16 protein-coding genes are annotated in these 22427 nt (G+C 58.1%); 10 read left to right on the top strand and 6 right to left on the bottom strand.

What is annotated here, in order from left to right:
- Nucleotides 1-306 precede the first annotated feature (306 nt).
- Nucleotides 307-1485, bottom strand: coding sequence for a polysaccharide biosynthesis/export family protein (locus ABOK31_RS04715; RefSeq protein ID WP_349957926.1), 1179 nt, complete (start codon nucleotides 1483-1485; stop codon nucleotides 307-309).
- Between the two features lie 652 nt (nucleotides 1486-2137).
- Here ABOK31_RS04715 and ABOK31_RS04710 point away from each other — a divergent pair.
- The 7 genes from ABOK31_RS04710 (at nucleotide 2138) to ABOK31_RS04680 (ending at nucleotide 10790) form a co-directional block, all read left to right on the top strand.
- Nucleotides 2138-2974: a class I SAM-dependent methyltransferase gene (locus tag ABOK31_RS04710; RefSeq protein ID WP_349957924.1), complete on the top strand. Its 837-nt coding sequence runs from the start codon at nucleotides 2138-2140 to the stop codon at nucleotides 2972-2974.
- A gap of 140 nt (nucleotides 2975-3114) precedes the next feature.
- Nucleotides 3115-4179, top strand: coding sequence for a hypothetical protein (locus ABOK31_RS04705; protein WP_349957923.1), 1065 nt, complete (start codon nucleotides 3115-3117; stop codon nucleotides 4177-4179).
- Between the two features lies 1 nt (nucleotide 4180).
- Nucleotides 4181-5461, top strand: a complete 1281-nt coding sequence (locus ABOK31_RS04700) for a capsule biosynthesis protein (protein WP_349957922.1) — start codon at nucleotides 4181-4183, stop codon at nucleotides 5459-5461.
- 13 nt (nucleotides 5462-5474) lie between these two features.
- Nucleotides 5475-6128, top strand: coding sequence for an ABC transporter ATP-binding protein (locus tag ABOK31_RS04695; protein ID WP_349957920.1), 654 nt, complete (start codon nucleotides 5475-5477; stop codon nucleotides 6126-6128).
- A gap of 95 nt (nucleotides 6129-6223) precedes the next feature.
- On the top strand, nucleotides 6224-7423 hold the full coding sequence (locus ABOK31_RS04690) for a capsule biosynthesis protein (protein WP_349957919.1): 1200 nt from the start codon (nucleotides 6224-6226) through the stop codon (nucleotides 7421-7423).
- 17 nt (nucleotides 7424-7440) lie between these two features.
- A complete protein-coding gene (locus tag ABOK31_RS04685; RefSeq protein WP_349957918.1) occupies nucleotides 7441-8547 on the top strand; it encodes a hypothetical protein in 1107 nt (368 codons plus the stop codon).
- A 56-nt stretch (nucleotides 8548-8603) separates the two neighbouring features.
- Nucleotides 8604-10790, top strand: coding sequence for a glycosyltransferase family 2 protein (locus tag ABOK31_RS04680; protein ID WP_349957917.1), 2187 nt, complete (start codon nucleotides 8604-8606; stop codon nucleotides 10788-10790).
- A gap of 22 nt (nucleotides 10791-10812) precedes the next feature.
- Here ABOK31_RS04680 and ABOK31_RS04675 read toward each other — a convergent pair whose 3' ends face one another.
- A complete protein-coding gene (locus ABOK31_RS04675; protein WP_349957915.1) occupies nucleotides 10813-14268 on the bottom strand; it encodes an AAA family ATPase in 3456 nt (1151 codons plus the stop codon).
- A complete protein-coding gene (locus ABOK31_RS04670) occupies nucleotides 14268-15503 on the bottom strand; it encodes a DNA repair exonuclease (RefSeq protein WP_349957913.1) in 1236 nt (411 codons plus the stop codon). Before ABOK31_RS04670 ends, ABOK31_RS04675 begins: the two co-directional genes overlap by 1 nt.
- A 224-nt stretch (nucleotides 15504-15727) precedes the next feature.
- On the opposite strand from ABOK31_RS04670, the gene ABOK31_RS04665 reads away from it, so the two are divergent.
- Both ABOK31_RS04665 and ABOK31_RS04660 read left to right on the top strand, forming a co-directional pair.
- On the top strand, nucleotides 15728-16714 hold the full coding sequence (locus ABOK31_RS04665) for an aldo/keto reductase (RefSeq protein WP_349957911.1): 987 nt from the start codon (nucleotides 15728-15730) through the stop codon (nucleotides 16712-16714).
- Between the two features lie 107 nt (nucleotides 16715-16821).
- Nucleotides 16822-17559: an SDR family oxidoreductase gene (locus ABOK31_RS04660; protein WP_349957909.1), complete on the top strand. Its 738-nt coding sequence runs from the start codon at nucleotides 16822-16824 to the stop codon at nucleotides 17557-17559.
- 150 nt (nucleotides 17560-17709) lie between these two features.
- On the opposite strand, the gene ABOK31_RS04655 is transcribed toward ABOK31_RS04660, so the two are convergent.
- Complete coding sequence (locus ABOK31_RS04655) at nucleotides 17710-18228, bottom strand: helix-turn-helix domain-containing protein (RefSeq protein ID WP_174174283.1); 519 nt, start codon at nucleotides 18226-18228, stop codon at nucleotides 17710-17712.
- A gap of 89 nt (nucleotides 18229-18317) precedes the next feature.
- On the opposite strand from ABOK31_RS04655, the gene ABOK31_RS04650 reads away from it, so the two are divergent.
- The gene (locus ABOK31_RS04650; RefSeq protein WP_349957907.1) at nucleotides 18318-18959 is read left to right on the top strand and encodes a dihydrofolate reductase family protein; all 642 of its coding nucleotides are present in this window, start codon (nucleotides 18318-18320) and stop codon (nucleotides 18957-18959) included.
- A gap of 190 nt (nucleotides 18960-19149) precedes the next feature.
- On the opposite strand, the gene hupB is transcribed toward ABOK31_RS04650, so the two are convergent.
- Both hupB and lon read right to left on the bottom strand, forming a co-directional pair.
- On the bottom strand, nucleotides 19150-19425 hold the full coding sequence (gene hupB / locus ABOK31_RS04645; RefSeq protein WP_015339480.1) for a DNA-binding protein HupB: 276 nt from the start codon (nucleotides 19423-19425) through the stop codon (nucleotides 19150-19152).
- Nucleotides 19426-19628: 203 nt separating this feature from the next.
- Nucleotides 19629-22049: an endopeptidase La gene (gene lon / locus ABOK31_RS04640; protein WP_174174281.1), complete on the bottom strand. Its 2421-nt coding sequence runs from the start codon at nucleotides 22047-22049 to the stop codon at nucleotides 19629-19631.
- Nucleotides 22050-22427: the final 378 nt, after the last annotated feature.

Below are 22427 nucleotides of genomic sequence, written 5' to 3'. Positions count from 1 at the left end.
GCCAAATTCAATATCAACTGCTCACATTATTATCTGTGGTTGTTATCGACAAAAAATCTGCGTGTGCAACCAATATGCGGCAGCGCAACAACCGATGCAATATGCGATCTCTCACACCCTTCAATCCAAGCCGAAGATCGCAGCTATTGCTTGCGACGATTGTCGTGTTTTCTACAAGTCAGTTCGCGATGAATTTCCGTTGCCGACAAGGCACGTTCCGTCACAATCATACAGATGTCGGCATCCACCAACGAATAGGGGCGCAGGTAGACGAGACACAGCCGCTGCCCCTCCATTTTTCCAGGATTACTGCCCCAGATTCACCGCTGTTGCTGCTCCCTGGGACGCGATACCTAGCGGCGTACCGATAAGATTCAAGAACTTCCTGATGTCGACGGAAGGATGGCGCGACACGTAGATGACATCACGGCTCTTGACCGGGAAAGTCTGTCCTACGATCAGGCTGTCGGGATTGGACATATCGAACCGATAGACGATCGGATAGCGTCCCTTGGCATCCGGCACCATTCCCTTGCGCAGCAGGTCCTGGAAACGAGCCGGACCGAGCAGGATCTTGGCGATTTCAGGCTCTTCGTAGCGGAACAGGAAGAAGCCTTTGGCGTTGCTCGCATCATCGATCGCGCCATGACCCAGCGCGACGGCCTCGAGCAGATTCAGATCGTTCGCCCCGAACTCGATACGGCCGTCTCCGCGAACAGAACCGAGCAAGGTGAAGGTTCTCGGATCGCGGACAAGGAAAATCTGGTCGCCCGGCTGGACATAGATATCCTCCGAAGGATGCTCGATGATCGACTTCAGCAGAACCGTTCCGGTTCTGCTGCCCCGAACCAGCGTAACATAGGTTTCGTAGGGCTGCGTCGCAGGCCCACCCGCCTTGGCGATAACCTCGGTGATTTTTTCCTTGGTCAGATCGAGCGGAACCATGGAAGGACGGCCAACCGCACCCGAAACGGTGACGGTTCGCGACGGCGTGCCCATGCTTGTCACGATAACATCGGGCTCGACGGCCTTGGTTGCCAGAGCCGCCAGGATTGCCTTACGAGCCTGGTCAAGCGTCTTGCCCACAAATCGAACTGAGCCGGCATAAGGGATCGCCGCCGTACCGTCCGGCTGCACGACGATATCGAGCGATACCTGCTTCGATTGCGCCGTGGAAAACAGGCCATCGGCGCCAGCCTCGAAAATCGTGACCTTCAATGCGTCGCCGACACCGATAACGACCGGACCGATGCCACCGCCCATGCCAAAACGGCGATTAAGTGTCGATGAAACATAGTCGGAAACCAAGCGCGCGCTGCGGCTGTCGATATCGACAATGTCGAAAACCGCAGCATTTCTGCGACCCAATTCGACACTCGATTGGCCGGCATCCTTCACAATAGCGCCAGCCAGCGGACCTTCGCTCGAAACGGAATTACATCCCGCCAGAACCACGCAACAAAGTACGGCGCCAATACGAAACAATTGAAAACCTCAAACTAATTAGCTGCCGTGATTACCTGATGGCATACATCGACATAGAATGCATCAAATCTATCGACGCCTTGAAAAGCATAACGGGTGCGCGTCAACAAGCCCAAACGCCGGGAATACAATCAAAAATATCGGGTGCGATCATCTGAACACACCCGGGATTCAAGAAGCGCCCGATCAGATCGGGTTTATAAGGGGCAAAGGCGCACAAAGCAATTTGGACGAGTATTATTTGGGGATTTAAAATTAAAATTTTCTGAAAAATAAAAAGGAACCGTTAAGTAACGACAATAGTAAAAAATCGCCCGACCAGCGACATGAAGTTCCGCAGAATCGTACTTGTGCCGCTTTTCACGGGATTGCTATTGCCTGTAAAAGAGTTAAGTCCTGACCCGCAACCCACGCAGAGATGACAGACCATCACAATCGGTACTTGCCGAATTTCTGCCTCCAGCAAGATAGTATCAATGGCTCCGCCACGAATCAGTCTCGGCAATCCTCGATTGTCCACCGGCGCTCATAAATTCCGCCAACTTGCTGCGAGGCGAAAAGCGGCTTGGGGGCCGTTATGCGTCAACGTGAAAACGATCCTATAATTTCTCCGGATCGGCGGGATGCCGATTGAAATGAAGGTTATGTATTAATGCTTGGTTTTTCAAAGCGCTCTCAGAAAAAAGCATCGAAAAGTCCCCTGGAGATATTCGATCAGTACGAGCAAGGCAGACCAGCTCACCAAAACGCCATCAATGCGCTTCAAGGATGGAACTGTGCGTTTCCGCCGGAATTCGGCCTCAATGCCGGCAACCTGCCTCTTTATGCGGACGACCGCATCGATTGGGCATTGCGCACATTCGGATCGATAGAAGGCAGGATCGTTCTCGAAGTCGGCCCGCTTGAGGGAATGCATACCCATATGCTGAATTGCCATCGCCCGGCGCGGATTGATGCGATCGAAGCAAACCGTCTCTGTTTTTTAAGATGTCTGGTTACCAAGCAGATCCTGAATATCGACACTGCCTCTTTCATGCTCGGCGACATTCAGACGTGGCTGACGGAAGGTGAAGAGATCTACGACTTTGCGCTTGCATCGGGGGTTCTTTACCATATGGCCGACCCCGGCGAGTTTCTTCGTCTGCTGGCAAAGCGATCGAATGCGGTTTTCATTTGGACGCACTTCGTCCTTGAGGACGCGATGCCCGAGGGTGACGTGCGGTGGCTGCCCTTCAGCGGCAAAGTGGAGACGAAACTGATAGATAGCGTTGCAGTGCGCTACTACGAGCGTAGCTATCACCATGCCAATGCCAATGCGTCTTTCTGCGGCGGCATGAAGGACCGACACTTTTGGATGCACAGGGATGACATACTGATGCTGCTGCGTACATTCGGCTTCAATGATGTTGTCATCAGGGACGAAAATCTGAGCCATCCAGGCGGCCCCAGTTTCTCGCTGCTGGCGCGAAAAGCGCCGAGCGACGCCTGACGAGGTTCGAATGCCAAGGCCCGACATTTGCGATATCGATAGGCATCTTGATAGATGTAATACTACGCAGGGCGCAATGACCTCACTCCAGAACCAATTTCGGCCTTGTGCCGATCTGGTAAAAGCGCCGGAGAAACTCCGTGCTTTTTAATCTCGAATATGACCATGGCAATGTTATCGAGGGCTATCTGATCCCCGATGGCTTTTCCGACAGACCCCAGATCAGAATCTCTGACGCCGACGGCGATCTGATGATACTGCCATGCAACCAGCTCAAACAGGCGGTCATCGACTCGGGACGGCACGAAGATGGTCATGTGGGGTTCAGGCTCGATACGACAATCATACCGGATCTCGTGGAACGCACGTCGCTGATGATCCATGACGCCAAGTCCGGACTATTGATCTATCGGCGGCCGCAAGTATCGAACACAATACCGTTGAAAGTCGTACGGCTTGAGACACAACTGCTGCCAATGGTCAAATTCGACTACTATTGCGGTCGCAACTTTCAATATGAGCTTTCATCCGTCGAGCGCTTCGGTCACGAAACGACCCTCCAAGCCTTTCATCTGAACGCCATCGAGTCGATCTATATTAGTGGTCGGCTGTTGATGCGCAATTATGAAGAGTTCCTCGACAAGGGATTCAAAGCCATCGTTCTGCTTACCGATCCCTATTACGAACTTGCTCTGCGGATATTCCTTCTGAAACGAATGGCGAAAACTCAGATTTCCTTCTTCGGCGATCGCGACAAGATCATCCTGGCGCCTGCTGCGGAGCATTTTGCCGAGGTGAGCCTCGAAAACGAGGCCTCTCTCAAGGCGGCCCTGAAGAAAGCGCCTCAGAGTGTCAGAAACGTTCTGGTATCTCCGGTCACCCGACAATTGGCCACGACCATACCGGAACAGACGGTGACACGCGGCGATGTCGCAACTGCGATCGACCTTCTCGCGCGCTTTGCCATTGTCGGTTTCGATACGGACAGTCTTTATTTTCAGCAAGCGCTCAGCGAGCTCATCGGGGTTGCGGTTGACGATTTTCCATTGCCACCCAGACACAGCACCCTTGAAGACGTTGCGGCAAGGTTGCGTTCATTGCATATTGCCGAGCTTATGCTCGAAGAGGATTTGATTTTCGATCACTATGTGCGTCAGGCGATGAAACCAGCCGCGCCCGAATTGCCGGAAACGATTGCAAACTGACATGCCGAAGCCAGTCATTGAAGACGCGATAGTTCAGGACTCTCCGCGGGTAAAAACGAGCCGTCATATCCTGCCTTCGCTGTTTCGGCGCAGGCTGCCGGCGCAACATGCGCGCACCGATCTCGAGGATGTTGAATACATACCAGTGCATGATGACAACGAGCCTGAAACACAATCGGGCGGCAAGCCGCCGCTGAGACTCATCGGCTTTGTCCTGCTCGTCATCCTGCCGTTCCTGGCAAGCTCGATCTATTACGCCTTCATCGCTTCCAATCAATATGTGGCGGAAGCGCGCTTCGCCGTCCGTGCCGTGTCGGGAACAGGCGACACCAGCGATGGTGGTGATTCCGGTGGAGCCACCAGCGCTCTCAACATGCGCTCGGCTTCGCAAGACGCCTATGTCGTCACCAGCTTCATCCACTCAACGGAAATTCTGAACCGGATCGGCAAGAAAATCGATTATCGATCGATGTTCATCCGGCAGGATACGGATTTCCTGTCGCGATTCAGCTCGTCGCGGTCCGACGAAGAGTTTCTGAAATACTGGAACGATCACGTCAGCGCTTACATAGACGTGACTTCCGGCATCATCACGCTGAAGGTCAGAACCTTCTCGCCCGATGATTCCGTCAAGCTTGCAGATGCGATCATCGAGGAAAGCGAAAAGCTCATCAACGAGCTTTCCGAACGGGCGCGCAACGACATCGTGCAGAGCATGAAGGCCGACGTCCAGAAAAGCGGCAAGACCTATGGCGACACACTGATCGCCCTCAACCAGTTCCAAAACGCATCCGGCCTTCTGAGCCCGCAGACACAGGCGCAGAACAACGGCACGCTTCTGACAGGGCTGCTTGCGCAAAAGCTGGAATTCGAAACGCGTCTCTTCGTCATGCGGCAGTCCAACGCCCAGAATTCTCCGACCTATCAGCAGCTTAATCTCGCCAAGGACAGCCTCGATGCACAGATCGAGAAGATGAGATCGGAGTTGACAGGCCCTGAGAATGCGAGCCTTGCAAAGGCTCTGCTGGACTATTCCAGGCTGGAGACCGATCGTATGATCGCGGAAAAGCTCTACGAAAGTGCACAGAAGAACTACGATGCCGTGCTCGCCGAAGCTCTGCGCAAGACGCTCTATCTCGCCGTTTTCGTCAAGCCGGTACTGCCGGACGAATCGATCTTTCCGCGTCGCGTCAGTACGCCACTGATTATATTGCTTGCACTTGTTGTCACCTGGGCAACGCTCTCTCTTATCTGGGCATCCGTCGAGGATCACCGGATATGAGCGGGGAAACACCATGATCAGCTTCAAGAACGTCTCGAAATTCTTCAAGACGCAAAGCGGCAAGAAGGTCATTCTCGACCGAGTGCATTGTGAGTTCGAATCCGGTTATTCCTATGGCCTGCTCGGCGTGAACGGTGCCGGAAAATCGACGACGATCCGCATGATTGCAGGCACGATGCTGCCGAATTCAGGCAAGATCAGCAAGAATGTCCGGGTATCCTGGCCGCTAGGCCTCGGCAGCGGCTTCAATCCCCTCATGACGGGGCGAGCCAATGTTCATTTCGTTGCGCGCGCTTATGGTGAGGATGTCAGGCGCGTCTCCCGCTTCGTCGAAGAGTTCGCCGAGTTGGGAGACTACCTCGACGCGCCGGTGCGCACCTACTCCTCGGGCATGAGCGCGCGATTGGCATTCGGGCTCTCAATGGCCATCGAGTTCGAATGCTATCTGGTGGACGAGGTTCTTGCCGTCGGCGATGCGCGCTTCCAGGAACGCTGCCGCATCGCATTCGAGAACAGGCGCAAGAATTCCGATATTATCATGGTGTCCCATAGCATGAGCATGATTAATACACATTGCGACAGGGGTATTGTACTTGTCGATGGCAGACTTATCGTCTTCGATAAGGTAGAGCAGGCTATCGAAGCCTATTATAGATTGAATCGATAGACGACCAGGGATCGACGGCAAGGCCCAATATGGCTCATGATACCGAAAACGCGCCAAAAACGCTTCAGCTCAGCGCGACGGAGCATAGCCGGAACGTGGCCACGAATCTGTCGGTGACCGCGCGAAAGCTGCGCTTCTCGACATCGAGGCGCAGCCAGCTGTTCAAGGCTGTCGGCCTGCGGCCGCGTCCGATGCAGCAGATCATCAGCAAGGCCATCCTGGCATCGACCTTTCTGCTGCTTGTCGTCCCCAATATAGCTTCGATCTACTATTTTACCTGCGTTGCGTCCGATCAGTATCAATCGGAAACGCGCTTTACGGTCCGCACGTCCACGCCCGCACTCGGGAGCAATCAGCTTACGAAGGTGACCGGCCTGCCGCCGGCGCAGATCGTCCAGAACACCCTGATCGTCACCAACTTCATCAAGAGCAAGGATATGGTTACCGCGCTCGAGGAAAGGGTCGACTTTCAAAAGATCTACGGCAATGAGTCGATCGATCGGATTGCGCGCCTGAAAAAGGATGCGAGCTCGGAAAAGCTGCTCAATTACTGGGAAGACATGGTTTCCATCAAAATCGATGCGAACAGCGGGATCGTGACGGTCAAGGCACGCGCTTTCACCGCGGCCGATGCCCAGAAGGTATTGCGCGAGGTTGTCGCCGCGTCCGAAGTCGTTGTCAACGACGTCAACACTCGCATCTGGCGCGACGTCATCGCAACCGCCCAGGCGAATCTCGACAATGCAAAGGATCAACTGCAGAAGGCGCGGGATCAGCTTTTGATTGCGCGCAACCAGACAGGCGTCCTCAGTGTCGAGGGATCGTCAGCCGTTATCACCAACTTGATCTCATCCGTGCAAAAGGAGAGGATAGAGCTTCAGCAGAAATATGATGCGCTGCTTGGAACGGTCTCCCCCGATGCACCGCAGATGCGCGTGTTGAAACGCGAGATCGATAGCAGGCAGAAGCAGATCGATCAGCTCAACAACCAAGTCGCGGGCCAGAACAAATCCGAACAGAATCTCGCGGATGTTTCCGTGGATATGTCACAGCGCGAACTGGAGCAGAGCCTTGCCGAGCAGCAATTTGCCACCAGCATGAAGACGCTGGAGCAGGTCAAGTTCGTCAGCAAGCAGCAGCTGCTGTACCTCGATACGTTTCTGGCGCCCAGCCTGCCCGACGAGGCCGAGTATCCCCAGCGGGCGCTCTGGATCGCCGGAATCTTGGGCGTGACGCTCCTGGCCTGGGGTGCTGTTTTCGGCATCCTTGCAAATCTCCGAAGTCGCCTGGCGTGATTTTGCGCGGAAGCCCCATGCAAGTTTTGCGCGACATCATCTACCAGATGCTTCCAAGACCGCGGCCATCGGGCTCTCCGACGGACGGTGGCGAGCGTGTTGCGAAGCGCCTGCTCATCTTGTCGCGCCATCCCAATCCGAGCTTCAGTTACTATCTTGATGAGCGGGCCAAGACACTTGGCCATATTCCGGTGATTATGAAAGGCCTCGACGACCCACTCGACGCTATCGATAGCGACGGGCTCTTCGTCATTATCTGCCGCTACATCAAGCAGCCGCAATTGCGCTGGCTGGAAGAAAGGCGGGACATACTCGCCGGGGTCGCCTATTTCGTCGACGACGACATTCCCGCCGTCGTGACCGGCAACGAGGCAGGTTGGCTCTATAAGTTCAGGCTGATCAAATTGGCTGTCCGCCCAATGCCGAGGGTCAATAGGCTCCTCACTCATGTCTGGACCTCGACCGAACCCCTGGCAAACGCGCTCGCGATGAGCAGTCATCGGATCGATATCCTGCCCCCGCTTCCCGCGAATGCGACAGAAATCGTGGTCAATGGCAGGGATGACGGAGCCGCGCCGCTGAGGATGGTCTACCATGCCACCGGCGTGCATCGCCGCGAACACGAGTTCCTCATGCCGATCGTCAGAGCCGCGATGGAAAAACACGGCAACCTGCATTTCGAGGTTTTTGCTGCCGACGCTCTTGCTAAACGCTGGGCTCTGCAAGGGATCGACCCCGCGAGAATGACGATCATCCCGCCGCTCCCCTGGCCGGCCTATCTCGCAAAGACAACACATCACCAAGCCGATATCGCTCTGGCTCCTCTTTTGTCGGGAAGGACGAATGCGAGCCGCTCGGATACCAAGCGGATCGACATCAGCCGCCTGCAGGCAGCAGCCATATTTTCCCGATGCCCGACTTTCGAACGATGCGTCGTTGCCGAGGAACTTCACATCGGCAATACCGCCGACGAGTGGCTGGCCGCTATCGACCTGCTCATCGGCGACCGCGTGCGGCGGCTCTCTGCCCGCGATGCCACGCGACATTCGATCGAGAAAATGCGGCTGTATGCCAGTCCGACATTTCCCGGCATACGTTTTGAACCTCTCAGCGGCGCGGGCTAGGTCAAAAATTTCGCGGGCAATGCCTCTCCTCGCATGTGGATGAAATCAATATTTCGATGACACTCAAAATCATACCGAACGCCGATCTCGAACGGGAAATATCTGCTGACGCCGATCTCAGCCTATGGAAATCCCTGGGTGATGATCCGGCTTTCGAGATCAGATTTTCGCCCCTGCGAAAGAAACTGGTCGTCATCCATGTCATCGCGACGGACGAACCCATAGATCCAAAATTCTATATCAATCGCGGCTATGGCTTCCGAGAGAAGGATGCAGTCTCCCTTCCGGAAGGGCATCGCTTCGTCATCACCGCCGACATCGGTTCGGTCGGCTCCATCTGCGCCCTGCGTGCCGACCCAGCCAGCTTCCCGACCATGTTCCAGTTCGCCGCCAGGGCCTTTGCGTCCGAGAAATCGGCCGAAGGATATATTTCGACCCTTCTTGAACTGGATGGACGAACCAAGCGTGTCGATCTCGGCAAACTGCCCCAACATTGGATGAAATTGCCCAGGCTGCGCTTCAGGCGGCGCGCCGCAAGTCTGACCGTGCAATATGCCGACGCCAGCTATGGGCTTGCCCTCGCCATGGAGACGGTACCGGTATCCGCAACAACGGGAACTTGGCTAAGCGTCGTCGTCCCAGTCTACAACGCGCCGACCCGCTATCTGGACGACCTCATCAAATCCTTCGAGGATCAGGGCGAAACAGGCACCGAGCTCATCCTGAGCGATGACGGCTCGACGTCGCCGGAAACGCGGCAGTGGTATCAGAGCCGGCAATCGAAAGACAATGTCCGCTTCGTGCTGAACGAACGCAACGGCGGGATTGCAGTGGCCACGAATGCCGGCCTGTCGCATGCGCAAGGACAATGGATCGCCCTTCTCGACCACGACGACGTCATCGCACCGCATGCCTTCAAGCTCATCCGGCATACGCTGGAGCAAAATCCGGATGCGAACTTCCTTTACACCGACGAGCTGGTGGTCGACGACACCTTGAAGCCGACCGGCGCCATGCTGAAGCCAGCCTATGATCCCGTGCTGCTGACGGGCGTCAATTACATCAACCACTTCTCCATCTATCGCCACAGCCGGCTTCGGGATATCGGCTATCTCCGCACAGGATATGACGGCTCGCAGGATTACGATCTGCTGCTGCGCTATCTGGAGGGCGTTCCCGAAAACAGCATCCTTCATCTGCCCTACCCTGCCTATTGGTGGCGCCGTAACGGCAAGACCTATTCACGCAAATTCATGGATGCCGCCACGACCAATGCCAGGAAGGCACTGGCAGAGAGATTCGAGCGACAGCAGCGCGCGATCGCCGTGGAAGACGCTCTCACAAAGACCCTGCACCGGGTCGTCTTCGAAGCGCCTCATGAATGGCCGAAAATTTCGATCGTCATCCCGAGCAAGGATAATCTCGATCTGATCTCCCGTATCCTCGGCGATCTCTTCCAAAAGACGGATTATCCGAATTTCGAAGTCCTGGTCATCGACAACGGCTCTACGGATCAACGGGTCCTCGATCTCTACGAGCGCTATCAACAGTCCGAACCGCGCTTTTCCGCCTTCGTCACACCGGAGGCCTTCAATTTCTCGCGCTCGGTCAATCGCGGCCTGAGCGCAGCGACGGGAGAGCATTATCTCATCCTGAATAACGACGTCGAAGTCATCGAGGCGGGCTGGTTGAAGGAGATGGTCTCCTGCCTCGCCTATGACAGGACCGGCATCGTCGGCGCCAAACTGCTCTTCGCCAACGACAAGATGCAGCATGCCGGTGTCGTGATCGGCTTCGGAGGACTTGCTGGTCACTGGTACTTGAACAAGCCGAAGGAGTTCGGCGGACCGATGAACCGGCTGCATGTGCGCAACACAATGACCTGCGTGACCGGAGCGGTGATGCTGATCTCGGGGGACTGCCTGCGGAAGATCGGCCTCTTCGACGAGGAGAATTTCGCGGTCGCCTATAATGACGTGGATTATTGCCTGCGGGCGCACAAGGCCGGCTATCGTATCGTCTGGACGCCCTTTGCCTGTCTCTATCATCATGAATCGCTGTCGCGCGGCTCGGACAAATCCGGCGAGCGGAAGAAGCGCTTCGAACAGGAAAAGCAGAACCTGCGCCGGCTGCATGACACGCAGGGCTTCATCGACCGCGCGCTAAACCCGGCCTATAGCCGTGACAAGTCTGACCCGAGGATCGTGGTGCCGACGCAATTGCGTATCCCGTCGATGTCGTAGCGCGATTTTCCGGCAGGCCGCGTCAGAGCTGAATCAGATCCAAATCCTTGCCGATCTCGCTTTTGGCGATGTCGACCACACTCCTCTCATGGGTAAACAGGATCGTCTGGAAACGATCGGCCGTCGCGGCCAGCACTTGCAGACCGGCCCGAACGCGCTCATCATCGAAAGTCTGGAAAATGTCATCGACGATCAACGGCGCCGGCTCGTTACGGGCGGAATAATCTTCGAGAAATGCCAGCCGCAGTGCGAGATAGAGCTGGTCGCCCGTGCCCTCGCTAAGACCATCCAGCGGCACGCGTTCGCCGGCAGCGCGTTCCGCCAGCAGCTGTAGCGCATCGCTTTCATCATGCGCTTCGACAAGGCGGGAGAACCGGCCGCCCGTCAGCTGCGAAAACAGTTCGCCGGCACGCCGGATGACGGGATCGGCCTGCTTCTCGCGATAGGCTTCCATCGAACCAGCCAGCATGCGCACTGCGATCTTGAGGACGACCCATTGTCGCGCGAGGTCCTTTGCCTCCTGCTCGGCCGAGAGTTTTTCGAAAACCGCGTATTCTGCGCTGACGCCGGTTTCCAGGGCCTGCCGTTGGCGGCGATTCTCCGCGAGCCGTGCGGAAAGCTCGCCATGCAAGGCAAACTGCCGCTGATCTTCCTCAGTCAATCGCTCGACTTCGAGGTCGGCGGCAACGCGCTCGAAGCCGGCAAGTTCCGTACGGAGATCGTCCTCAGCCTTGCCATCAGCCTGCTGGCGGAAACGATCGCGGCTTTCGACGAGGCGCGTGGCGAGACGCATACGCTCGCGCAGCCGCAAGAGCAGTGCCGGCAGATCTTCGACACCGCCGAGATCAGCAGTTAATTGGTCGAGATCGCCAGCAATAGCGGCAAGCGCTGCCTCCTGGCGTGTCACCAGCCCTTCCCCACGCTGCCGTTCTTCTTCGAGACCATCGCGCTTCTTCAATTCGCCGCGCATGGCGTTGACGCGCGTATGCAGCGCCTCGGCGGCAGCATCCGGCGGCAGATGATCCAGCTCATAGCCGCTATTGGCACCAAGCGTCGCCAGCTGCCGCTCGAAATCCGCCATGTCGCGGCGCATGCCATTGACGCGACGCAGACGGTTTTCGCGCTCTGCCAGAACATCGGGCAGCTCCTGCCATGCCTTCAGGGCGGCAGTCGCCATGTCCAGGGTCGTGTCGGACGGTAGCCCAAGCAGTTCAACGGCTTTGGCGAAGGCACTGCGCCACTCGGCATGTTGTCGTTCGAAGGTGTGCTGCTGGTCGTCAAACCGGGCCAGCCGATCGCGCGCCGCACCGATCTCACCTTCCCGCGTGCGGCTTTCGCTCCAGCGTTCCGAAAGAAGGCGCAGATGCTTGCGTAAACCTTCCGCAATCGCGGCCGGCGGAAGGCGGCCGCTCTTGTAGCCGCTCGCCTCAACGATATCCTGCAAGGCAGGCAAGACGCGGCCTTCCGCCAGCGCATTCTCATCGCGTGCGTCCACCAGATCCCGCAATGCCTTGCGCTCGCGCCGCAGCAGCTCCACTCCACGTCGCCATTCCAGCATGGTCGAAGGATCGAGGGCATCGATACCGCAGGGTTCGAAAAGGGCAGCAAAGGTTGTCTGCGCGCCCTTCAGCGCTTTCTCGAAGTCCTTGAGCCGACCGGAAGCCTCTTCGCGCTCCTGCAACAAGCGCGCTTGACGCAAGCGATAATCGGCATGGCGCGCGACACGATCCGCATCGCTCAAGGCGGCATCTGCCAGACGATCCGCCTCGGCGACGCCAACGGTCAGTGCGGCAAGAACCTTCGCTTCCGGAGCCGCGCCCTCCGTCCACTTTTGCTGGATCGAGGTCCATTGCGCATCACGGCTTTCGCGCGCGGCGATGATCTGCTCTCGGGTGATGACCGACCCGGTGCGCTCGGCTTCCGCGAGCGTGCGTTCTATCTCTGCCAATTGCTCGTCATAGGTCTGCAGCTTGCTGGCTGCCTCGCGCACCTTCGATCGGGCCGCGTCGATGGCATCGCGATGCCCTGTAATTTCAGTCGCTTCCGGCAGCGGCACCGAGAATAATATATCGATGTCACCGATCGGTGGCTGCAGCCGTCCCGCAGCCTCAGCTAGATCAGATTCGATGCGGCGTATCTGTGTTTCCAGACCGTCGAGGCGGCTGAGGGCCGAGAGGTCGGTGCCCAGCGCCTCCAGCTGATCGATATAGGACCGCGGATCGATCAGCCGGCCGGCCAGGCTGTCCCTTTCAAGAGCCGCAAGCTGCCTGCGCTCGCTTTCGGCTTGCACGGCGAGAGACTGCATCTCCCGCACAAGCTGCTTGCCCTCATCCACCAACTCGGACAGGCGCGCACGATCGATATCGCTTGGCTGCTGCCGCTCCAGTTCGGCTTCGGCAAGACCGAGACGACGAGCCAGCTGCGACAGCGTCGTGTCGTAACCGGCGAGCTCCTGATCGACGCGAGGCAGATCGTGGCGCTGGGCACGGTAGTTGCCGGTATCGGCAAAAAGCTGCGTGACATCGCCCGACATCTGCAGCAGCGCTTCATCGATGTGAATGCGCGAAAGGTCTTCCTCTGCACGAAGAACCGCTTGCTGCGCCCGTCGCAGCTCCTCTTCGCTTGCTTGTTTGTCGCGCAGTCTCTGTTCAAGCTTGTCAGCAAAGCTGTCCGGGATGGCGGCAAGATCGGAAAGATTATTAAGTGCGAGGGTTTCCGCATCGATTTCTGATAGCAAGGGCTGCAGGGTCTTCAGCCGCTTCAGCCGATCGAGCGCCTCGCGCGTGCCACGGCGCTCCGCCTGCAGCCGCTCCAGTTCCGTCTCCAGCTCTGCCGCCTCGGCAAGAAGCTTTTTCCAGTCGCCGGATTTCAGCTCGTTGTCCCGCTCGGCCTTGCGCGCATCTTCGTAGCGGTCGAGAGCCTGATAAAAGCTGCGGTCCTTCGAGCGTCGGGCCGCATAGATGCCATCGGCCTCGGCCTCCAGCGATTGGCGCAGACGGGACAGGCCGGTGAGGCCGGAAGCGGCCGAAAACAGCAGGCTGCCGATCTCGCCGCCGCTACGCAGCATGGCGGTCGCGCCCTGCCGCAGCCTTTGCGAGTCGAGGCCGAAGGCGCGCTCGAAGACATCGCGGCTCAAATTGCCGAGGAAGGGCGAAAGTGCGTCCTCGGCGAGCGGCGATTCCTTGTCATCGGGGGCCAGCAGCGTTCCCTTGCGGCCGCGGCGGCGACGGAAGCTCAGCTTGGCGCCATCGCGCGCACTGATATCAGCGCCGATCCGCAGGGTTCCAGGCTCGTGCAGGAAGCTTTGCTCGGCGGCTGTGGGGAAGCCGAACAGAAGATCGGAGATCGCGCTCAAGGCCGAGGATTTGCCTGCCTCGTTCGGACCATAGATCACATGCAGCCGCGCGCCGGGGCGAAAATCGAGCGCGCGGTCGGTCAGCGCGCCATAGCGGAGAATATCGAGCCGGGTAAAGCGCATCAGGCAGCCCCCTGCCCGCGTGCGAGCAGCAATTGCCGCGCCTCTTCGATGAGAGCTTCCATGCTATCGTCCAGCGGCTGCTCCGTTGCGCCAAGACCACCCGGCAGGCGCACGGCGATCTCGTCTGTCAACCGACCTGCTTCCGCCGCGATATCGGTATCGCCGGCATGCTCGGTGAGAAGCTGGCGCAGATCGAGCGCGCCGTCCACGTCCGCCGATTTCTCCGGTGGCGGCTCCAACCGCAGCTCCAGCTTTTCCAGCCAGATATCCTCATGCACGCGGTGACAGGCGGCTTCCACCTCGTCACGCCATTGCTGGCGGTTGGCGGCGATCGCGCCATGCAGCGGCGTCACCCCCGAAAGCCGGACGCGAAGCGCTGTCATGCGCCCATCCATCTCGTCGGCCAAGGGCTGCACCGCCTGCTCGACGCGACGGAGGATCGCCGATTGATCGTCCTCCGGGCCAATAGCGATATCGGCCTGGGCGAAACGCGCCTCATCGACGATGATGCGCTGATGTTCGATACGTCCGTCTTCGACGCTCACCAGCACCGCGCCCTTGGCACCCCGCTCGCGGATACTGCGGCCCTGCAGATTGCCCGGAAAGATGACCAGCGGGTCCTGCGCCACCACTTCGAAATCATGCACATGACCGAGCGCCCAGTAGTCATAGCCGCGCGAGCGCAGGTCCTCGACGGAGCACGGTGCATAGGGCGCATGCGGCTCGCGGCCGGTCAGCGAAGTATGGAGGATACCGATATTGAACCAACCGGAGACGGGTGCAGGATAGCTAATTGCCAGATTGTCGTTGGCGGACCGTTCGGCAAAGCCCTGGCCGTGCAGCGCCACCTTCAGCGCCTCCAGCCTGACGCTGCCCGGCTTTCCGGTCGGAAACTCATGAACATTTGGCGGCAATGTGATGGTCTTGGTGATAACGCTTGCCGCATCGTGATTGCCGCGCAGCAGGTAGACCGGAATGCCCGCCCGCTCCAGCCGCGCCATTTCGCGATTGAAGAACAGACCGATCTTGTTGTCCTTCCAGTCGCCGTCATAGACATCGCCGGCAATGACGAAGAAATCGACCCGCTTCTCGATCGCCAGCCCCACAAGCGTCGAGAAGGCCTTGCGGCTGGCTTCGACGAAGACGGCAGCGACGGCGGCATCCTTCAAGGCAAGGCCCTGGAACGGGCTGCCAAGATGCAGATCGGCGGCATGAATGAAGCTGAAAGAGGGCATGGGCTCCGATAACAGTCAGAAATCCGATCTCCCCTTTTAAGGAAACGAAGGCGCTGTGAATACCGCGCCGGCGGCTTCATCCAACGGTTTCGTAAGCCGGCGCGCGCCTGCCAATGTTTCACAGTCACGCGATTGCGATCCTTGATCGCCGATGTGCGCTTGTGGCCCTGTCGGACGGCTGCTACTGCCCTATCATCTTGCGAGCAAAAGAGAGGAGACATCGTATGAGACATCATGCTTTCGGACGGACGCCCTTTATCGTGACCGATGTCGGCTTCGGAGCCTGGCAGATCGGCGGCGCATGGGGAGATGTCAGCGAGGCCGACGGCCGCGCAGCGCTGAATGCCGCCCTCGATGCCGGCATGACCTTCATCGACACTGCCGACGTCTATGGCGACGGCCGCTCGGAGAAAATCATCGCTGACGTGCTGAAGGCGCGCGGCGGCGAGCGGCCGATGGTGGCGACCAAGGCCGGCCGTCGGTTGAACCCGCATGTCGCCGACGGCTATAACAAGGCCAATCTCGAAGGCTTCATCGATCGCAGCCTGAAAAACCTCGGCGTCGAAAGCCTCGATCTCGTGCAGCTTCATTGCCCGCCGACCGAAGTCCTCTATCGGCCAGAGGTTTTTGCCGGGCTCGACGAACTAAAGAAGGCTGGCAAGATCAGGGGATACGGCGTCAGCGTCGAGAAGGTTGAGGAAGCGCTGAAGGCGATCGAATATCCAGGCGTGCTCAGCATCCAGATCATCTACAACATCTTCCGCCAGCGCCCCGACCATCTGTTCTTCAAGGAAGCCAAGCGCAAGAACGTGGCCGTCATCGCCCGCGTTCCCCTCGCCTCCGGCCTACTGTCAGGCAAGATCACCCGCGATACGCAGTTCGCCAGCGACGATCACCGCAACTTCAACCGCCATGGCGAGGCCTTCGATGTCGGCGAGACCTTTGCCGGCGTGCCGTTCGAAGTCGGTCTCCAGGCCGTGGAAGAGGTCCGCAAGCTGGTTCCATCAGGCGCCAGCATGGCAGCCTTTGCTCTCCGCTGGATCCTGATGAACGAAGCCGTCACGGTCGTCATCCCCGGCGCCCGCAATGCCGAGCAGGCCAGGGCCAATGCAGCCGCAGCCGATCTGGCACCACTCTCGGCCGATGTCATGGCGGCGACACGCGAGATCTACGAGCGCCTGATCGCGCCGCATGTTCATCATCGCTGGTAAGGCGATTTTGGCATGGATAGCCGGAACCTGCGCTTCCGGCTATCACAACGCTTTGGATGGAGAAAAGTGAGTAAAGAGGCTCGAACCGAGCCTGGAGGAGGAATACCATGAAAGTAGCACTGGTAACGGGCGCCTCGCGGGGCCTTGGCGCCGTGATCGCCTTACAGCTTGCGGAGGCCGGCTGGGCTGTCGCGGTCAACTATGCCCGGGATACCGAGGGTGCCGAAAGGGTCGTCGAGACCATCCGGCAGCACGGCGGACAGGCCTACGCCGCCCAGTTCAGCGTGATCGACAAGGACCAGCTTGTGGACGGTCTGGAAAAGATCAAGGCATCGCTCGGACCGGTCGATCTCATCGTCAACAACGCGACTGGACCCCAGCCGGAAATGCCGCTCATGGAGCAATCCTGGCGGACCTATCTCGATCAGATGGAATTCTTCGTCAAAGCGCCGTTGGAACTGCTGCAAGCGGTGCTGCCAGATTGGCGGGCGCGCAAGTCTGGCCGCGTCATCAATATCGGCTCCGAGGTTGCGGAGCTCGGCAATCCCAATTTCGGCAACTACGCCTCAGCCAAGGGCGCCATGCTCGCAATGACACGTTCCTGGGCAAGGGAACTCGCACCGGAAGGGATCACGGTCAATCTCGTTGCCCCCGGCTGGATACCGGTCGAGCGCCATGCCGGCGCTTCACAGCAGGCAAAGGACGGCTACCTCGCGCATACGCCGCTTGCCCATTTCGGCAAACCCGAAGACATTGCCGACGCCGTCGTCTTTCTCGCCTCGAGCAAGGCGGATTTCATCACGGGCCAAAAACTTGCCGTCAATGGTGGCCGGACGTTGCTCTGACGCCGCCAGGCAGAGAAATGGATTCGATAACGGACGCCTCCAACCGGGACAGCGGTGTTTGCCGCTATTTTTCGCCATCGGCAGACATTGCAGTTCCTGCGCACAGTCGCCGAACCGAAACATTCCGGCTGTCATCAACGCAAAACTATTTCACTCTTTGCGTTCCATTTTTGCGCGGACCTCGAGAAAGGCGTTTGTAAGGCCCATCAAGACGGACGATGTGACACTACCATTTGCTCCGCCGATCGGGTCCGCAATGTGAATGTTTCTAAGATCGTTCATGAAGTCGTCCCATAGGGTCGGGCCGCCGTTCTCAAGAAGTTCAGCGCGGATGCTCAAATCTTCGCTGACAGGCAGATGCCGCCTGCCCCAGGCGCCGATCGTAGCAATCATCGGCACAAGCTGAATCGCCGGTTCCGTCAGACTGTAAATCGCCTTCTGACTATGGCTGGGATCGTCCAGCTTGGTGATCAAGCCGAGCGAGACGAGACGCTTTAGTCGCGCGGCAAGTATGTTGGAGGCAATCCCCTCCTCGGACCGATTGAGCAACTCGCGAAAATGCCGGCGATTGCCGAACATGATGTCTCGAATGACGATCAGGCTCCAGCGGTCCCCCAACACTTCCATTGTCAGGTTGATCGGGCACCCCGACCGCCGCTCGATATCCATATTCGCTTCCTTTAGTGAACCAATTGCAATGTAGGATCGGCCATGTTACGACACAACCAGTTGCAAATTGCAATTAGATGGAGGAAGGCATGCCGAAAGTTCGCGTTGCAGGATTCTCGCTCTCTGTCGATGGCTTCGGAGCCGGACTGGAGCAAAGCCTGAATGATCCCTTAGGCAAGCGTGGTCCGGAATTGTTTGAGTGGTTTTTCCCCACCCAGGCATTCCAGGCGATGTTCGGCAAAGAGGGTGAAACGGAGGGTGCCGACGCGAAATACGCGGCGTCGGCAAATACCGGTTTTGGTGCCTTCATCCTCGGCCGCAACATGTTCGGCCCCATTCGCGGCGAATGGCCCGATGAAAACTGGAAAGGCTGGTGGGGCGACAATCCGCCCTATCATGCACCGACCTTCATTCTGACCCATCACCCCCGCGAGCCAATCGTCATGGAGGGCGGTACGACCTTTTATTTTGTCACGGGCGGGATCGAAGAGGCGCTTACGCAGGCCAAGGCGGCGGCCGGAGGCAAGGATATCAAGATCGGCGGCGGTGTCAGCACAGTGCGCCAATATCTTCAGGCGGGCTTGGTCGACGAGATACACTATGCCATTTCGCCCGTCGTGCTCGGGAGGGGCGAAGCAATGTTCGCCGGCATCGACCTGCCCTCGCTCGGCTTTCAGGTCGCCGCCCATGAGGCGACGAAGAAAGCCACTCACATCGTCTTGAAGAAATGAGGCCATCCTATCGTTGGTCATCTATGCGGACTGGCCCTATCCGCTTGACGGCTTCGCAACTGCTCGCCCTGCCCGGCATTGAATTTTCAGCGCATAATTGCAGCATGAGATTATAAAAAAGGGCCCGCAAAAGCGGGCCCCGATTGTCATTCACCCGCAAGGCAAACGCCTCATAGCGGGTGAAAACGAATTAGCTGTTGACCGAGTCCTTCAGGCCCTTGCCGGGCGTGAACTTCGGTACGTTACGGGCAGGAATATCGACCTCGGCACCGGTGGACGGGTTACGGCCCTTGGTGGCTGCACGGTGGGAAACGGTGAAGCTGCCGAAACCAGCAAGGCGAATGTCGCCGCCCTTCTTCAGTTCGGCCTGGACAGTATCGAAAACAGCGTCGACAGCGGAAGCAGCGTCAGCCTTCGTGATACCGGCCTTCTCAGCCACTGCGGACACGAGCTCATTCTTGTTCATGTTTCCACCCCTTTCTCTGGTATGAAACGACTTATCAGTAAGCGGGGTGCAAAATAGCAATGCTCTTACCCGCCGCAACCCCAAAAGCCCTGCAAATCAAGGAAAAGCAAGCGTTGCCATACGCTTTTCACAAAAAAAGACCGGCAAAAATGCCGGTCTTTTCGTCCATTTATGTCAATTCGACAGAATTGAGGCGAAGGGGCTCAATGAGCGATGGAAGAACCCACTTCGTCAACGCCTTCGACCGTTGCGATCACAGGCGTTTCCACGGTGCCATCCCACTCGATCGGCTCAGGACGGCGAACAAGCGCGTGCTTGATCACCTCACCCATGCGCGACACCGGAATGATCTCCATGCTATTCTTCACGTTATCCGGAATCTCCGCCAGGTCCTTGGCGTTCTCTTCCGGGATCAGCACCTTCTTGATGCCGCCGCGCATTGCCGCCAGCAGCTTTTCCTTCAGGCCGCCGATCGGCAGCACACGGCCGCGCAGCGTGATTTCACCCGTCATGGCGACATCCTTGGAAACCGGGATGCCGGTCATGATCGAAACGATCGCGGTTGCCATGGCGACACCGGCCGACGGACCATCCTTGGGCGTAGCACCTTCCGGCACATGCACATGGATGTCGCTCTTGTCAAAGAGCGGCGGCTTGATGCCGAAATCAACAGCGCGCGAGCGGACATAGGAGGCCGCCGCCGAAATCGATTCCTTCATGACTTCCTTCAGGTTGCCGGTGACCGTCATGCGGCCCTTGCCCGGCATCATCACGCCTTCGATCGTCAGCAGCTCGCCGCCGACTTCGGTCCAAGCGAGACCGGTGACAACACCGACCTGATCGTCGCGCTCGGCTTCGCCATGGCGGAAGCGCGGCACGCCGAGATAGTCGGAGATATTCTCGGCCGTAACGGCAACCGACTTGGTCTTGCCCTTGATGATCTCGGTGACCGCCTTGCGGGCGAGCTTCATCAATTCGCGCTCGAAGTTACGAACACCGGCTTCGCGGGTGTACTGCTGGCTGATCGCCATCAGGGCATCGTCGCTGACCGAGAATTCCTGCGGCTGCAACGCATGTTCCTTGATGGCCTTCGGCAGCAGATGCCGCTTGGCGATCTCGCGCTTTTCATCTTCAGTATAGCCGGCGATACGGATCACTTCCATGCGGTCCATCAGGGGCGCGGGAATATTCAGCGTATTCGCCGTCGTGATGAACATCACATCAGACAGATCGTATTCGACTTCCAGGTAGTGATCCATGAAGGTCGAGTTCTGCGCCGGGTCCAGCACTTCCAAGAGGGCCGAAGACGGATCGCCGCGATAGTCCTGGCCGAGCTTGTCGATCTCGTCGAGCAGGAAGAGCGGGTTGGACTTCTTGGCCTTCTTCATCGACTGGATGACCTTGCCGGGCATCGAGCCGATATAGGTGCGGCGGTGACCGCGGATTTCGGCTTCGTCGCGAACGCCGCCGAGAGCCATACGGACATATTCACGGCCGGTCGCCTTGGCGATCGACTGGGCGAGCGAGGTCTTGCCGACGCCCGGAGGGCCGACGAGGCACAGGATCGGGCCTTTGATCTTGGTCGCGCGAGCCTGCACGGCCAGATATTCGACGATGCGCTCCTTGACCTTTTCAAGACCGAAATGATCCGCTTCGAGGATCTTCTCGGCATTGTTCAGATCAGCCTTGACCTTCGACTTCTTGTGCCAGGGGATGCCCAGCAGCCAGTCGAGATAGTTGCGCACCACGGTCGCCTCGGCCGACATCGGGCTCATCTGCCGAAGCTTCTTCAGCTCGGCATCGGCCTTTTCCTTGGCTTCCTTCGACAGCTTGGTCTTGGAGATACGCTCTTCCAGCTCGGCCATCTCGTCGCGGCCTTCTTCGCCGTCGCCAAGCTCCTTTTGGATCGCCTTCATCTGCTCGTTCAGATAGTATTCGCGCTGCGTCTTCTCCATCTGGCGCTTGACGCGCGAGCGGATGCGCTTCTCGACCTGCAGAACCGAAATCTCGCCTTCCATGAAGCCGAGCGCCTTCTCCAGGCGAGCCTTGACGCTGGTGGTTTCCAGCATTTCCTGCTTTTCGGTGATCTTGATCGACAGATGCGATGCGACGGTATCAGCCAGCTTCGAATAATCGTCGATCTGGCTGGCAGCCCCAACCACTTCCGGCGAAATCTTCTTGTTGAGCTTCACATAGCTCTCGAATTCGGAGACGACCGAGCGGCTGAGTGCCTCCAGCTCGACCTGGTCTTCTTCCGGCTCATGCAGGACATGGCCGAGGGCTTCGTAGAAGTCTTCACGGCCGGTATATTCGTCGATCTCTGCGCGCGCACGGCCTTCCACCAGCACCTTGACGGTGCCGTCGGGCAGTTTCAGCAGCTGCAGGACATTTGCAACGGTACCGACCTTGTGGATGGCGTCCGGCGCGGGATCATCATCGCTGGCATTGATCTGGGTGACCAGCATGATCTGCTTGTCCGAACCCATGACCTCTTCCAGCGCGCGAATGGATTTCTCCCGTCCGACGAACAGAGGCACGATCATGTGGGGGAAGACCACGATGTCGCGCAACGGCAGTACCGGATAGGCAATGCTGTCGTGTGTCGCAGACGTTTTCTTACTCATGTCATTTCCTTTCCGTCGTCCCGTTCCCGGGCTCTCTGCCGGCTTGGGGGATTTAGCCGGCTCTCTCACTTGGTAAACAAGTGGAGCTTCACACTGCCTATTTCAAGTCACAGGAAACGCCCGCCACAAGGCGACGATCCCGCGTATTCGCGAGGAGGAACGCAACAACAAAACACCAAGGCCCGGCAACTCGAACACCACCGGCGACGCTAAAATCCGAAGAAAAAACGCCGGGCCTGCGCCCTGTCCGCCTAGTGCTCCAGAATCATGCCATCATGGCTGCAGCAGGGACTCTTCACAACCGGTTCCGACGGCATTCCAATAAGCTTATCCAAGACTTTATCAGCAAACTGTACGATTTTTCAAACAGAAAGGGGC

This window comes from Rhizobium sp. ZPR4 (assembly GCF_040215725.1).
GTDB lineage: Bacteria > Pseudomonadota > Alphaproteobacteria > Rhizobiales > Rhizobiaceae > Rhizobium > Rhizobium rhizogenes_D.
The sequence above is the reverse complement of the archived record's forward strand: the minus strand, read 5'-3'. Positions and strand labels throughout refer to the sequence as shown.

Excerpts from the sequence above, each read along its gene's own strand:
- ABOK31_RS04680 (WP_349957917.1), top strand. The coding sequence starts at position 8,604 with ATGACACTCAAAATCATACCGAACGCCGATCTCGAACGGGAAATATCT.
- lon (WP_174174281.1), bottom strand. The coding sequence starts at position 22,049 with ATGAGTAAGAAAACGTCTGCGACACACGACAGCATTGCCTATCCGGTA.
- hupB (WP_015339480.1), bottom strand. The coding sequence starts at position 19,425 with ATGAACAAGAATGAGCTCGTGTCCGCAGTGGCTGAGAAGGCCGGTATC.
- ABOK31_RS04655 (WP_174174283.1), bottom strand. The coding sequence starts at position 18,228 with ATGGATATCGAGCGGCGGTCGGGGTGCCCGATCAACCTGACAATGGAA.
- ABOK31_RS04660 (WP_349957909.1), top strand. The coding sequence starts at position 16,822 with ATGAAAGTAGCACTGGTAACGGGCGCCTCGCGGGGCCTTGGCGCCGTG.
- ABOK31_RS04710 (WP_349957924.1), top strand. The coding sequence starts at position 2,138 with ATGCTTGGTTTTTCAAAGCGCTCTCAGAAAAAAGCATCGAAAAGTCCC.
- ABOK31_RS04670 (WP_349957913.1), bottom strand. The coding sequence starts at position 15,503 with ATGCCCTCTTTCAGCTTCATTCATGCCGCCGATCTGCATCTTGGCAGC.
- ABOK31_RS04695 (WP_349957920.1), top strand. The coding sequence starts at position 5,475 with ATGATCAGCTTCAAGAACGTCTCGAAATTCTTCAAGACGCAAAGCGGC.
- ABOK31_RS04675 (WP_349957915.1), bottom strand. The coding sequence starts at position 14,268 with ATGCGCTTTACCCGGCTCGATATTCTCCGCTATGGCGCGCTGACCGAC.
- ABOK31_RS04685 (WP_349957918.1), top strand. The coding sequence starts at position 7,441 with ATGCAAGTTTTGCGCGACATCATCTACCAGATGCTTCCAAGACCGCGG.
- ABOK31_RS04700 (WP_349957922.1), top strand. The coding sequence starts at position 4,181 with ATGCCGAAGCCAGTCATTGAAGACGCGATAGTTCAGGACTCTCCGCGG.
- ABOK31_RS04650 (WP_349957907.1), top strand. The coding sequence starts at position 18,318 with ATGCCGAAAGTTCGCGTTGCAGGATTCTCGCTCTCTGTCGATGGCTTC.
- ABOK31_RS04665 (WP_349957911.1), top strand. The coding sequence starts at position 15,728 with ATGAGACATCATGCTTTCGGACGGACGCCCTTTATCGTGACCGATGTC.